The organism is Bacillus sp. T-10(2022) (assembly GCF_056502895.1).
In genome coordinates, this window is sequence record NZ_CP113518.1 from 1,887,709 (window position 1) to 1,900,485 (window position 12,777).

Annotated in this window: 13 protein-coding genes; all 13 read left to right on the plus strand. The window is 40.7% G+C overall.

From position 1 onward, the window contains the following. The first annotated feature begins 1 nt into the window (after window position 1). The 13 genes from OSJ91_RS09310 (at window position 2) to OSJ91_RS09370 (ending at window position 12,766) form a co-directional block, all read left to right on the plus strand. Complete coding sequence (locus OSJ91_RS09310; RefSeq protein ID WP_350302019.1) at window positions 2–640, plus strand: chemotaxis protein CheC; 639 nt, start codon at window positions 2–4, stop codon at window positions 638–640. Further along, window positions 633–1,136 (plus strand): chemotaxis protein CheD, encoded by a 504-nt coding sequence (locus tag OSJ91_RS09315; protein ID WP_350302020.1) that lies wholly within the window; start codon window positions 633–635, stop codon window positions 1,134–1,136. Before OSJ91_RS09310 ends, OSJ91_RS09315 begins: the two co-directional genes overlap by 8 nt. Window positions 1,137–1,262: 126 nt before the next feature. Then, the gene (locus tag OSJ91_RS09320) at window positions 1,263–2,027 is read left to right on the plus strand and encodes a FliA/WhiG family RNA polymerase sigma factor (RefSeq protein WP_101224668.1); all 765 of its coding nucleotides are present in this window, start codon (window positions 1,263–1,265) and stop codon (window positions 2,025–2,027) included. Window positions 2,028–2,226: 199 nt separating this feature from the next. Beyond that, on the plus strand, window positions 2,227–2,865 hold the full coding sequence (locus OSJ91_RS09325) for a hypothetical protein (RefSeq protein WP_485891410.1): 639 nt from the start codon (window positions 2,227–2,229) through the stop codon (window positions 2,863–2,865). A gap of 154 nt (window positions 2,866–3,019) precedes the next feature. Continuing rightward, on the plus strand, window positions 3,020–3,733 hold the full coding sequence (rpsB, locus tag OSJ91_RS09330; protein ID WP_034313644.1) for a 30S ribosomal protein S2: 714 nt from the start codon (window positions 3,020–3,022) through the stop codon (window positions 3,731–3,733). A 296-nt stretch (window positions 3,734–4,029) separates the two neighbouring features. Continuing rightward, window positions 4,030–4,914 (plus strand): translation elongation factor Ts, encoded by an 885-nt coding sequence (tsf, locus tag OSJ91_RS09335; RefSeq protein ID WP_137019722.1) that lies wholly within the window; start codon window positions 4,030–4,032, stop codon window positions 4,912–4,914. Between the two features lie 125 nt (window positions 4,915–5,039). Further along, a complete protein-coding gene (gene pyrH, locus OSJ91_RS09340) occupies window positions 5,040–5,762 on the plus strand; it encodes a UMP kinase (protein WP_034313639.1) in 723 nt (240 codons plus the stop codon). A 3-nt stretch (window positions 5,763–5,765) separates the two neighbouring features. After that, window positions 5,766–6,323: a ribosome recycling factor gene (gene frr, locus OSJ91_RS09345; protein WP_034313637.1), complete on the plus strand. Its 558-nt coding sequence runs from the start codon at window positions 5,766–5,768 to the stop codon at window positions 6,321–6,323. A 399-nt stretch (window positions 6,324–6,722) separates the two neighbouring features. After that, window positions 6,723–7,496: an undecaprenyl pyrophosphate synthase gene (uppS, locus tag OSJ91_RS09350; RefSeq protein ID WP_485891411.1), complete on the plus strand. Its 774-nt coding sequence runs from the start codon at window positions 6,723–6,725 to the stop codon at window positions 7,494–7,496. Between the two features lie 25 nt (window positions 7,497–7,521). Beyond that, the gene (locus tag OSJ91_RS09355; RefSeq protein ID WP_485891412.1) at window positions 7,522–8,319 is read left to right on the plus strand and encodes a phosphatidate cytidylyltransferase; all 798 of its coding nucleotides are present in this window, start codon (window positions 7,522–7,524) and stop codon (window positions 8,317–8,319) included. A gap of 43 nt (window positions 8,320–8,362) precedes the next feature. Beyond that, complete coding sequence (gene dxr / locus OSJ91_RS09360) at window positions 8,363–9,523, plus strand: 1-deoxy-D-xylulose-5-phosphate reductoisomerase (RefSeq protein WP_485891413.1); 1,161 nt, start codon at window positions 8,363–8,365, stop codon at window positions 9,521–9,523. Between the two features lie 7 nt (window positions 9,524–9,530). Further along, entirely contained in the window at window positions 9,531–10,799 is a 1,269-nt protein-coding gene (gene rseP / locus OSJ91_RS09365) for an RIP metalloprotease RseP (protein ID WP_101224674.1), read from the plus strand. 266 nt (window positions 10,800–11,065) lie between these two features. Continuing rightward, complete coding sequence (locus OSJ91_RS09370) at window positions 11,066–12,766, plus strand: proline--tRNA ligase (RefSeq protein WP_485891414.1); 1,701 nt, start codon at window positions 11,066–11,068, stop codon at window positions 12,764–12,766. The last annotated feature ends 11 nt before the right edge of the window (window positions 12,767–12,777 follow it).

The window sequence follows — 12,777 nt, forward strand, 5'->3', positions numbered from 1 at the left end:
TATGTCGTTCATTGAGAAAATCAACCCTTTTCAACTCGATATTTTGAAGGAAATCGGCAATATAGGTGCAGGGAACGCAGCAACTGCGCTTTCTGCCATCCTTAATAGGAAAATTGATATGAATGTTCCTAATGTCCGAATCGTTTCCTTTGATGAAATGATGGAAATGGCTGGCGGGGCCGATCACGTCGTTGCTAGCGTTTTCCTTAGAATAGAAGGTGATGCTTCAGGGAGTATGTTTTTTATCCTTTCGCTTCCTGTAGCCCAATACTTGATTCGTAAGATGACTGGTGATGAGACCTTTATGATGGAATCCGCACCCTATACTGAATTGGCGCTTTCTTGCCTTCAGGAATTAGGGAATATCTTATCGGGATCCTATCTCTCTTCCCTTTCTGATTTCACCCGATTGAATATCTATCCGTCCGTCCCATCATTGAGCATCGATATGGTAGGGGCAACGATCAGTTACGGATTATTGGAATTATCCATAGTAAGTGACGCAGCCATCGTCATTGATACTGTGCTTGAAAAAGACCAACTTTTCGCTGACTCCATTAATGGTCATTTCTTTTTATTACCTGATCCCGAATTTTTTGATATCATTTTTTCCGCTTTAGGAGTGTCACCTAATGACTGAATTGTTAAAGGTCCAGGTTGTTAAGGTTGGAATAGCGGATATGAATATAATAAAACCTCCCTATACAATTCGCACTTCCGGGTTGGGTTCGTGTGTTGGTGTTGTAATTTATGATGAGAAAAAAGAAATTGCAGGTTTGGCACATATTATGCTGCCTGACTCTTCATTAGCTAAATCGGGGCCGATCAACGTTGCCAAATTTGCAGATACGGCAATAAAGGAATTAGTGCAGCTCTTAGTAAAAGAAGGCGCAAGAATGCCATTCCTAAAAGCGAAGTTGGCTGGCGGAGCACAAATGTTTCAATTTGCATCCGGAGGGGATTTAATGAGAATAGGACCCCGGAATGTGGAAGCTGTCCGGAAAGAGTTATCTGACTTGCGCATTAGAGTCGTCGCTGAAGATGTTGGCGGGAATAGCGGAAGAACGATTGAATTCAAATTAAGTGATTGTTTGCTAAATATACGGACCGTTACAAAAGGGACTAAAAATATATAGAATCGGATTTGGCTTTTGAAAAGCCAAAAATATGACAGGTACACTTGCAATCGAATTATTATTGCATTTATGGCTTTAGGGGCCGTATTGATCACAAATCGTATAACAATGTTAGGAGGATGTCCAATGTCTCATCTGACCATCGAAGAAGAGCAGTTATGTTGGAAGAATTGGGTGGATCGCAGAGATCCGCTAGCCGGGGACATTTTGGTGAAGAAATACATACCTCTCGTATCGTATCATGTTCAACGTATTTCAGTAAGTCTTCCTAAAAATGTGAGCCGTGATGATATAAGGAGTTTAGGGATGATGGGGTTATTCGATGCCCTGGAACGTTTTGACACGAAGCGTGACCTGAAGTTTGACACATATGCATCATTTAGAATACGTGGTGCTATTTTAGATGGATTAAGAAAAGAGGATTGGCTTCCGCGGAGCGCAAGAGATAAAGCCAAGAAAATTGAAGCTGCAATAGAAAAGCTGGAGCAGCAATATATGAGGAACCTTTCGCCAAATGAGATTGCCGCTGAATTGAATATTCCGGAAGATGAAGTATATGCTGCATTAAATGAGAACTTCTTTGCCAATGTACTATCCATGGATGAAAATCCCCAAGAAGACGATAAAGAAAGCGCGAATTTTCATATTAAAGATGAAAAGGCGGATTTACCTGAGGAACATGTGTTAAGGGATGAACTGTATGTTGAATTAGCCAAAGTCATAGAAACCCTTAATGAAAAAGAACAGTTGGTTTTACAGCTTTTTTATAAAGAAGAACTAACATTGACCGAAATCGGGCAAGTGATGAGCCTATCTACATCACGGATATCCCAAATTCATTCAAAAGCGATATATAAATTAAGAAACACGATGCAAGATCAAAAAAATTAATCATGATATTTTATTGAAGAGGGCTACGGAGTCTGGGAAGCATAAAATCCCAATTGAACGAAGAAGGCCCCCTGCCAGCTTGAAGAATTGATACGGGTACCCGCATCAATAATGCTTCGAGATTACAGAATGTTCGAACTGTACTTAGCCAATAAGAGCAAAACAACAGATTGACTATTCCGGTTTATTAGGAGGCAACATGACAGCATTTTTTATATTTCTGTTGTTTGTATTAAACATATTCACCATTTTCGCCATCATCGTTTTATATCTTCGGCAAAATCGTTTAAGTAAGTTGGAAAAAGACCAAAAAGCCATCATTGGAGAAATGGAACAACTTTTGTCTGGTTATTTAATGGAGATGAAAGAGGATAACGAGGCGTTGGTAAAGGCATTCACCAATTCGGTGGCAATGGATCACGAGCATGGTCAAAAAGGACAAGTACATGGCTCGATCAAAGAAACAAAGGAAGATAAAGAAGAAAAACAAGAACAAAACACGCTGCTAGAGTATAAAGAGGGAAGCCGCGCAGCTGCTAAAAAGCAGGCGATCAATGCCTATAAAATTATGCCTGAAGAAAATGAGACCAATGCTTTACCAGTAAAAGTCAAGGACAAATTGGAGCTGTCACCGGCAGCCGCTTCCCCAAAAAAAGAGGTGAAGCCGGCTGGCATGGAATTTTCGGACATGCTGCAGGCTTCGTTAAATGAACGATCATTAAATGAAAAAGTGGATATGTTAGCGGATCAAGGACATTCAGTAGAGGAAATCGCCAAAAAGTTAGGTCGCGGTCAAACCGAGATTGAGCTATTACTAAAGTTTCGCATGAATAGATAAAGTTATCTCTTGATTGTGCAGAGCCATTATGATATATTATGAAATGGTGTTAATACACACGCCCCGTGATTCTTGCAGATGGTGCTGTTATGACAGTTTCTGTATGAAAATGATCGGTGCGGAGGAAAAACAAAACCATTTAGGAGGAACTAAAATGTCAGTCATTTCTATGAAACAATTGCTTGAAGCTGGTGTGCATTTCGGACACCAAACACGTCGCTGGAACCCAAAAATGAAGAAATATATCTTCACTGAGCGTAACGGCATCTACATCATCGACCTTCAAAAAACAGTTAAAAAGGTTGAAGAAGCTTATAACTTCGTGAAAGAACTAGCTGCTAACGGTGGTACTGTTCTTTTCGTCGGAACTAAAAAACAAGCTCAAGAATCTGTTAAAGAAGAAGCTATCCGTTCTGGTATGTACTATGTAAACCAACGTTGGTTAGGTGGAACTTTAACAAACTTTGAAACAATCCAAAAACGTATCGCTCGTCTTAAAGATATCGAAAAAATGGAAGAAAACGGAACTTTCGAAGTACTTCCTAAAAAAGAAGTTATCCAACTTAAAAAAGAATGGGATCGCTTAGAGAAATTCTTAGGCGGTATTAAAGATATGAAGACTCTTCCAGATGCGATCTTCGTTATCGACCCTCGCAAAGAGCGTATTGCTGTTGCGGAAGCACACAAATTACACATTCCACTTGTTGGTATCGTTGATACAAACTGTGATCCGGATGAAATCGATGTAGTTATTCCTGCGAATGACGATGCAATCCGTGCTGTTAAATTATTAACAGGTAAAATGGCAGATGCTATCTTAGAAGCTAAACAAGGCGAAGAAACAGCAACTGAAACAACTACTGCTTAATAAGTAAAAAAGGTTGCTTATTCAGTAAGAAAAAAGGTGATAAGAGGATAATGCCTTTTATCCCTTTTTTTTGCACTAAATAAGCATACATAAAATCACTGTACGTAATGTCTTTTTAAAAAGGTATGGGCGATTTTTCAGGGATGAAAATGTTCCGTCATATTGACTGGAAAAGTGGATGTTTTTTCAGTCAATATTGTCAAGTCACGTTATTTTCTTTGATGATAACAAGTATTTTTTGGCAATAATGGGTAAAGATTGAATAAACTGCATTTAATTTGAGGAGGATATATATTATGGCAATCACTGCACAATTAGTTAAAGAATTGCGTGAAAAAACTGGTGCCGGTATGATGGACTGTAAAAAGGCACTTGTACAAACAGAAGGCGATATGGAAAAGGCAATCGATTTCCTACGTGAAAAAGGAATTGCAAAAGCTGCTAATAAAGGCGACCGCATTGCTGCTGAAGGTCTAACTTCAATCGTTGTGGAAGGAAACCAAGCGGTTATCCTTGAAGTGAACTCAGAAACTGATTTCGTTGCTAAAAACGAAGGCTTCCAAACGCTTGTTAAAGAATTGGCTGGATTCCTTCTTGCTAACAAACCTGAAAGCGTTGAAGCAGCTCTTGAGCAAACAATGGAAAATGGAGCAAAAGTAGCAGATCATATCAATGCTGCAGTTGCTAAAATCGGAGAAAAATTAACTCTTCGCCGTTTCCAAGTCGTTTCTAAAACAGATAACGACGCATTTGGTGCATACCTTCACATGGGTGGACGCATCAGCGTACTATCAGTTCTTGAAGGTACAACTGACGAAGAGGCAGCTAAAGGCGTTTCAATGCATATCGCTGCAATCAACCCTAAATATATCTCTCGCGACCAAGTAGATGCTAGCGAATTAGAACGCGAACGCGAAGTTCTTACGCAACAAGCGCTTAATGAAGGCAAACCTGAAAAAATCGTTGCAAAAATGGTTGAAGGACGTATCAATAAATTCTACGAAGAAATCTGTGTTAACGAACAAGCTTTCGTTAAGAACCCAGATCAAAAAGTGGGACAATTCGTTGAATCAAAAGGCGGAAAAATCCTATCATTCGTTCGTTATGAAGTAGGGGAAGGTCTTGAAAAACGTCAAGAAAACTTTGCTGAAGAAGTAATGAACCAAGTTAAAAAAGACTAATTGTCAGATAATTAATAATAGGGAACACTCTGGTGTTCCCTATTTTTTGAAATGTCATGAATTTTTGGTAGAATTGCAAGAAAGCATGATGAACGAATGAAAAGATTACATAGTTGGAGGTTCTCATGAGTAACGCTAAATATAAACGTGTCGTTTTAAAACTAAGTGGCGAAGCATTAGCCGGTGAAGAAGGATTTGGAATTAACCCTGCAGTAATTAAATCTATTGCTGAACAAGTCAAGGAAGTGGCTGAGCTTGATGTGGAAGTGGCTGTTGTTGTCGGCGGCGGAAACATTTGGCGCGGGAAAATAGGCAGTGAAATGGGCATGGATCGTGCTAATGCCGATTATATGGGTATGCTGGCTACAGTCATGAACTCATTGGCATTACAAGACAGCCTTGATCAGCTTGGAATTGAAACGCGCGTGCAAACTTCCATTGAGATGAGGCAAGTCGCTGAGCCATACATTAGACGCCGTGCTATCAGGCATCTAGAGAAAAAGAGAGTGGTGATTTTTGCAGCTGGTACAGGTAATCCATACTTCTCAACGGATACCACTGCCGCCCTGCGTGCTGCTGAAATTGAAGCTGATGTCATCTTGATGGCGAAGAATAATGTGGATGGCGTATACAATGCAGATCCGGTTAAGGACAAAAATGCAGTGAAGTATGATAAACTTTCCTACCTTGATGTGATTAAAGAAGGGTTAGAAGTAATGGATTCAACTGCGTCCTCACTATGCATGGACAATGATATTCCATTGATCGTCTTCTCGATCATGGAAAAAGGTAATATTAAACGGGCCGTATTAGGCGAAACGCTTGGTACTATTGTAAGGGGGAAATAAAAGATGCCGAAACAAGTTATTTCAAATGCGAAAACGAAAATGGAAAAAGCCATTGGAGCGTATACACGTGAATTAGCAAGCATCCGTGCCGGAAGGGCAAATGCCTCATTGCTGGATAGAATCTCGATCGATTATTATGGATCGCCGACACCGGTTAATCAGGTGGCTGGTATTTCTGTCCCGGAAGCTAGACTGTTAGTCATTCAACCATATGATAAAACGGTTTTGGGTGAAATCGAAAAAGCGATCTTGAAATCAGACTTAGGCTTAAATCCTTCTAATGATGGATCGATTATCAGGATAGCCATCCCTGCCTTAACGGAAGAGCGCAGAAAAGAGCTTGTGAAAGTTGTTAAAAAAGAAGCGGAAGAAGCGAAAATTGCTGTCCGTAATGTGCGTCGCGATGCTAATGATGATTTGAAAAAGCTTGAAAAAAGTGGTGAAATCACTGAAGATGATTTACGTGGCTATGCTGATGACATCCAAAAGATGACAGATGGCAATATCACGAAAATCGATGAAATTACAAAAGATAAAGAAAAAGAAATTTTGGAAGTATAATTTCCATTGAAGAATTGATTAAATAAAGAGGGCCGAATCCATACTGGGTCATGTCTTGGTTCTAACATATAGGTGTGCTTAAAGGAGAAAACTGTTATAATAAGGTTTCTCCGATAATGATTACTCCTTGAGTTAGTATGTTGCATGCAAACGTTGGAGGTGGTCCTTTTTTTGCATTTTTCATGGTAATCATAACCGGTTTTAGAAAAAAAGAAGTAATGATTTCTCCCTTTCTAGCTTCTAATGAAGAAATAATTTTCATATTAATAATATGAGAACCAGTTTTTTTTTGATATTATAATATAGATTCTTTTTAAGCGGCAGAAAGCTTGATATACATAGTGCACGAAAACTTTGCCTTTGTAGAGAGATAAGTACAACCTGATGGGGGACTAACATATGTATTCACTTTGGAAGCGTTTCGTTAAAAAAGATGCTTCTTCCGATGTAACAAATAGGATTCAGCATATTAAACAGTTTGATGTTCCTCGGCATATCGCCATCATTATGGATGGGAACGGCCGTTGGGCCAAAAAGCGTGCTTTGCCACGTGTGGCGGGTCATCATGAAGGAATGAAAACCGTTCGTAGAATTACGAAAGTTGCCAATAAATTAGGGGTCAAAACTTTGACAGTCTATGCGTTTTCCACTGAAAATTGGAAACGTCCGAAAAGTGAAGTCGACTTTTTGATGAAGCTTCCCCAGGAATTTCTGGGAACATTTTTACCAGAGCTCATTTCAGAAAATGTAAGAGTGGAAACGATAGGGGACTTGTCACTCATTCCGTCACATACTCAAGGTGCCGTTAAACGGGCAATGGAAGACACGAAAGACAATGATGGGATGATTCTGAATTTTGCCCTGAACTATGGAAGCCGTGGGGAGATTGTATCTGCAGTGAATAGCATCATTCAAGATGCTAAGAATGGTATAATAAAGGAAAATGTAACTGAGGAAATGCTATCCAGTTACCTGATGACCAAACATTTGTCGGATCCGGATTTACTGATCCGTACAAGCGGTGAAATCCGTTTAAGTAATTTCATGCTTTGGCAGTCGGCTTATACTGAGCTGTGGTTTACTGAGGTGCTATGGCCGGATTTTAGTGAAGAGCATTTATTGCAGGCAGTTGAGGAGTATCAAAAACGTTCACGAAGATTCGGTGGCGTTTAATGTAGAAGGCGAGGAAAATGGAATAATGAAACAACGAATTATTACGGCGGTCGTAGTTGCCGCTATCTTCATTCCACTAGTGATTTTAGGGGGCACTCCCTTTTTACTGACGGTATATCTGTTAGGGTCAATTGGTTTGTATGAACTGATGAAAATGAAAAAGTTACGTGTACTGTCTTTTGAAGCAATGCTTTCCCACATATTATTGTGGGTGCTTTTATTGCCTAATGAGCATACCGCTTTTTTAGCAGAAATAAATTACGATAAAGTTCAAGTCTTCTTAATCGGAGTTTTGCTGCTGTTGCTTTATACAGTCGTTTCAAAAAACCGTTTTACTTTTGATGACGCAGGCTTTCTAGTGATTTCAATCTTATACTTGGGGATAGGCTTCTATTACCTATTTGAAACACGTGACTCATTGGAGTTGGGGCTGATCTATATCCTGCTTACCCTATTTACGATCTGGGCAACCGATTCCGGGGCTTACTTCATAGGTAAATCACTTGGTAAAAGAAAGCTATGGCCAGAAATAAGTCCAAATAAGACGGTGGAAGGATTTATCGGCGGGTTATTTTCCGCGATGATAGTGGGGGTACTATTTTACGCCTTCTCCAGCCTTGACTACACGTTATTACAATTATTAATGATTTCATTAATCATTGGGGTATTCGGCCAATTGGGCGATCTCGTCCAATCGGCGTATAAACGACATTATGGCGTTAAGGATTCAGGGACGCTTCTCCCGGGACATGGTGGCATTTTGGACAGGCTTGATAGCGTGATATTCATTTTACCGATTTTGCATTTATTGCACGTTTTATAATATAAATATACGCAAGTGTTATCTGAATTAGGAGATGAACAATTTGAAAAATATCAGCCTTTTGGGCGCGACAGGATCGATTGGTCAACAAACAGCGGATGTAGTAAGGTCCCATCCAGATCAATTCAAGATCGTGGCGCTTTCTGCTGGAAAGAATATAGAATTGGTCAGGACTTATATAAAAGAGTTTGAACCGAAACTGGTTTCAGTCCAGACGGAAGAAGATTATCATGTTTTGAAAAGTGAATTCTCCAGCCGCAAAGATATCGAGTTCATGTATGGGGATGAGGGTTTGACTGCTGTTGCCGTTTATGGTCAAGCGACGATATTGGTCAATGCTGTAATCGGAAGCGTGGGTCTTTATCCTACACTTCAAGCAATAAAGGCTAAAAAGGATATTGCGATCGCCAACAAGGAGACTTTGGTGACGGCAGGTCATTTGGTCATAAGTGAAGCAAAAAAAGCGGAGGTTAGATTGCTGCCGGTTGACAGTGAGCATTCCGCTATTTTTCAGGCATTGCAAGGTGAAAAGGAAAAAAATATAGAACGACTTGTCATTACTGCTTCAGGAGGCAGTTTTCGAGATCGGACCAGGGAAGAATTGAAGGGTGTAACGGTGGAAGAGGCACTGAACCATCCGAACTGGTCAATGGGAGCTAAAATCACGATCGATTCGGCATCAATGATGAATAAAGGATTGGAAGTAATTGAGGCCCACTGGCTATTCGATCTTCCCTACGATAAAATTGATGTATTGCTACATAAGGAGAGCATCATCCATTCCATGGTTGAGTTTCATGACTCCAGTGTGATAGCACAACTGGGGACACCGGATATGCGGGTGCCGATACAATATGCACTTACTTATCCAGACCGTATTCCGCTGGCAGGGCGCAAACGGCTTAACCTTGCTGAAGCAGGCAAGCTGCACTTTAGCGATATGGATTTCACCAGATATCCTTGTTTGCAATTCGCTTATAAAGCGGGTAAAATGGGCGGAACGATGACTACTGTGCTGAATGCCGCCAATGAAGCCGCAGTCTCTGCATTCTTATCTGGAAAGGTAACCTTCCTTGATATTGAAACATTGATTGAAAAAGCGCTGAATCAGCATTCCGTCATAGCCCTTCCAGATTTAGAAACGATTCAGGAAGTCGATCATATGACAAGGCAGTATATAGAATCTTTAGTGAAAGATAGGTGACCGGAACATGCAGACTTTAGAAACGATTATAGCGTTCATCATCATTTTTGGAGCTCTAGTATTTTTCCATGAGCTTGGGCACTTAGTGTTTGCAAAGCGAGCAGGAATTTTATGCCGTGAGTTCGCAATCGGTTTCGGGCCAAAAGTATTCACATATAAAAAGAAGGAAACCGTTTATACCATTCGATTGCTTCCTCTTGGCGGTTACGTGCGTATGGCTGGTGAAGACGCAGAGAATATAGAATTGAAGCCCGGCTATCGAGTGGGATTAATGTTTGATAATGAAGAGAATGTTACAAAAATAATTTTGAACAATAAAGATAAATATCCTGATATTCGTCTTGTGGAAGTTGAAGTGATCGACCTTGACCATAAACTGATCCTTACTGGATATGAAGAGGGAGAGGAAGAAACACTAAAAACGTTTGCCATTCATAAAGAAGCGGTGATCGTTGAAAATGGTGTAGAGAACCAGATTGCCCCTTTTGACCGGCAATTTGCCTCAAAGTCGCTTGGGCACCGTTTTCTAACGATTGTAGCTGGACCGGCAATGAATTTTGTTTTGGCTTTTGTCATTTTTGTGTTGATCGGCTTGTTTCAAGGAGTAGTGGTGGATGAAGCGAAACTTGGTGAGTTGACACCGGATGGTTCGGCTGTAAATGCCGGTTTAAAATCGGGGGATGTCATTCAATCCATAGAAGGAACGGAAGTCTCCACTTGGGGAGATGTTCAGGAAAGCATTCAAAAGAACCCTGGGCAAGAGATCGAGTTCGTCGTTGACAGGGACGGGAAAACATTAGAAGTTCCGGTTGTTCCGCAAGAAGTGGAGAGGGAAGGGAAGAAAATCGGGATTATCGGTGTCTACCCTCCGGTTGAAAAAGCACCGATTAAAGCTATACAATACGGTTTTACAGAAACGTATTTTTGGACAAAACAAATCTTCATCATCCTTGGTGACCTCGTAACGGGTGGGTTTACGATCGACAGTTTATCTGGTCCTGTAGGAATATATAAATCAACTGAGGAAGTGGCGAAACAAGGTTTATTCACGTTAATGAAATGGGCAGGGCTGCTCAGCATTAACCTGGGAATCATGAACCTGCTTCCACTACCGGCATTGGATGGAGGAAGGCTGTTATTCTTTGTGGTCGAATTTTTGAGAGGGAAACCGATCGATCGTCAAAAAGAAGGAATGGTCCACTTCATCGGCTTTGCTTTGCTGATGTTATTGATGATTGTCGTTACATGGAATGACATCCAGCGCTTCTTCCTGTAAGATATGTTTGGATAATGCAAAACAGGCCAGCAGATTTATCTGTTGGCCGTTTTCTTATCTGAAGGATTTCCTAGTTTTTTAACCGTTTTGGGGAAATTGTTTGTTTTCTAGGGAAATCGTAAGTATAATCGAGAATGAGTATATTAAATTAGCTTTTCTGAATAACGCGGAAAGTCTTTTTTGTATGAAATGACCGTATTAATGTTGCGGTATTAAATTTACCGTAGCTGTAAGTAATTTAAAGGAAATATTGAAGAGGTGCAGATATGAAACAAAGTATGACGTTGATCCCTACATTGAGGGAAGTGCCTGCAGATGCTGAAATCAAAAGCCATCAGCTGCTATTACGTGCAGGATTTATGAGACAAAACTCCAGCGGGGTTTATAGTTTTATGCCGCTTGGAAAAAAGGTGCTTCAAAAGGTTGAGGCGATCGTTCGGGAAGAGCTGGAAAATGCTGGTGCAGTAGAATTGTTGATGCCGGCTTTACAACAAGCCGAATTCTGGCAGGAATCTGGACGCTGGTATACCTATGGTCCAGAGTTGATGCGGCTTAAGGATCGCAACAACCGTGAATTTGCGCTTGGTGCCACACATGAAGAAGTGATAACCAGCTTAGTTCGTGATGAGGTGAAGTCCTATAAGCGTCTTCCATTGACGGTTTACCAAATCCAAACCAAATTCCGTGATGAAAAAAGACCGCGTTTCGGATTGCTGCGTGGACGTGAGTTCATCATGAAGGATGCTTATTCTTTCCATGCCAATCAAGAAAGCCTGGATGCTGTTTATAAAAATTTATATGCGGCATATTCGAATATATTTAGCCGTTGTGGGTTGAACTTCCGTGCCGTCATTGCCGATTCTGGGGCGATGGGTGGTAAGGATACACATGAATTCATGGTCCTGTCTGACATAGGGGAGGATACAATCGCATATTCGGATACTTCCGATTATGCAGCTAATATTGAAATGGCACCTGTGAGTGTAAACTATGAAAAAAGCTCCGAAGAACAAATTGCACTTGAAAAAATTCATACACCAGGCCAAAAATCGATTGATGAAGTTGCATCATTCTTGAATACTGATGCAGAGAAACTAATAAAATCGTTATTGTTTAAAGTGGATGAAAAGTATGTGCTTGTTTTGGTACGAGGAGATCATGAAGTCAATGATATCAAGCTAAAGAATTTCTATAACGCTTCAATCGTTGATTTGGTCGATCCAAATGAGACGAAGGAAGTCTTAGGATGTACAATTGGATCTCTTGGACCAATCAATGTCACTTCTGAAGTTGAAGTGATTGCGGATGTTGCCGTCGAAGCCATGGTTAATGGAGTTTGTGGTGCAAATGAGGAAGACCACCATTATGTGAACGTAAATCCCGCTCGTGATTTTAACGTGGCCAACTATATAGATCTACGTTTCATCCAAGAGGGTGACCCATCACCGGACGGAAACGGAAAAATTAAATTTGCCAAAGGGATTGAGGTAGGCCACGTATTCAAACTAGGAACTAAATATTCCGAAGCTATGAATGCAACATTCCTGGATGAGAATGGACGGTCGCAGCCTATGATCATGGGATGTTATGGTATTGGGGTTTCCCGTACACTTGCAGCTGTTGCTGAACAATTCAACGATGAAAAAGGGTTGGTCTGGCCAGAGAATTTAGCGCCATACCAAGTCCATTTGATTCCAATCAATATGAAGGATGAGTCTCAGGCTGCACTGGGAGAAGATTTATATAATGAGTTAAAGGCACAAGGCATGGAAGTTCTAATGGATGATCGTCAAGAACGTGCGGGCGTAAAATTCGCAGACTCTGACTTGATCGGTCTTCCTGTCAGGGTGACTGTTGGTAAAAAGGCATCCGACGGAATCGTCGAAGTGAAAATCCGTAAAACGGGTGAGGTTCTTGAAATTGAAAGAGCTGAACTAACTCAAAAGCTTCACGATATACTGGGGTAATTTAAAAATAG